This window comes from Streptomyces sp. NPDC004111 (assembly GCF_042874215.1).
Classification (GTDB): Bacteria; Actinomycetota; Actinomycetes; order Streptomycetales; family Streptomycetaceae; genus Streptomyces.
The window spans coordinates 1-1,101 of sequence record NZ_JBIAMU010000064.1 but is presented as its reverse complement, the minus strand read 5'-3'; the positions used below and the strand labels follow the sequence as shown (position 1 = coordinate 1,101).

The following is a 1,101-nucleotide window of genomic DNA, read 5'->3' as shown; positions in this document are numbered from 1 at the left end:
AGAGGGCATTTGATCTAGGCAGATTGCCCTTTCTGTCCTAGTAGGTTCCTCGCCAGGTTGGTGTGGTCTCGTCCGTTATGCGCTTGGCCAGGTTGTCGATGGACGCAATGTGGATCATGGCCTCGGAGCTGGCGGGGAGGGCCTCGTAGTCGCGGGCGAGGCGCCTGTGCAACATGAGCCAGCCCAGACTGCGCTCCACTACCCAGCGCCTTTTGACTACGTGAAATCCGCGAACTCCGGGGTTTCTGTTGACGACTTCGACGTCGATTCCGAGCTTCGCTCCGTGCTCGACGACGGCATTCTTGAAGCCGGTGTCGACCCAGCTCTTGGAGATGGTCGGGTACGTTTCCTTCGCCTGGTCGAGGAGGCGTATTCCCAGGGCGTTCTCGTGGAGGCCGCCGGCGGTGACGGTCACAGCGAGGAGGAGGCCGAGCGTGTCGGTCAGGATGCCCCGCTTCCTGCCCACGATCTTCTTAGCGGCATCGGTTCCCTGGCTGGTCACGGGCACGTTGGTCGAGGTCTTCACGCTCTGGGTGTCGATGACGGAGGCGGTGGGTTCGGGCTTGCGGCCCTCCTTCACGCGGGCCAGTCCCGTGAGGTCGTAGTTGAGCTGGGTGAAGACTCCCTCATCGCGCCAGGCCGCGTAGTAGAAGTAGACTGTGCCGTGGCCCGGGAAGTCATGCGGCAGGTATTTCCAAGGGATTCCCGTGCGGTTCAGGTAGAGAATCGCGTCGAACACATCACGGAGTTCGACTTTGGGTGGCTGGCCGGTGGGTCGGCGGTCGAGCCGGGCCTTCCGCCAGGCCGTCAACGTCGGCTCGATCAGGGCCCATCGGGCGTCGGACAGGTCGCTGGGGTACGGCTTCCGCTGGCTCACGCCGTAGCGTGATCACGAGCCGTACCGGAAGGTGGCGTTCCGCTGCCCATCAGGCGTTTCTGTGATCTTTTCGAACCAGACGAACTTCAGGAAGCAATCGCGGACGAGACGGACAGTCGAACTCGAGCCCTCTGGAGGCGCGATAGCCGCGTACCCGTCCATGCGCCCCAAATACGGCAGGAACGAAAGGCTCTTACCGGGCCTGAACTGCGTAAACGCCCTCT

2 protein-coding genes are annotated in these 1,101 nt (G+C 62.9%); both read right to left on the bottom strand.

The window, feature by feature from the left end:
* Positions 1–37: 37 nt before the first annotated feature.
* The gene (locus ACFYVL_RS44650) at positions 38–877 is read right to left on the bottom strand and encodes an IS5 family transposase (RefSeq protein ID WP_389255939.1); all 840 of its coding nucleotides are present in this window, start codon (positions 875–877) and stop codon (positions 38–40) included.
* Positions 878–889: 12 nt separating this feature from the next.
* Positions 890–1,101: hypothetical protein (locus tag ACFYVL_RS44645; RefSeq protein ID WP_389255937.1), on the bottom strand; the 212-nt coding region annotated here is incomplete at its 5' end.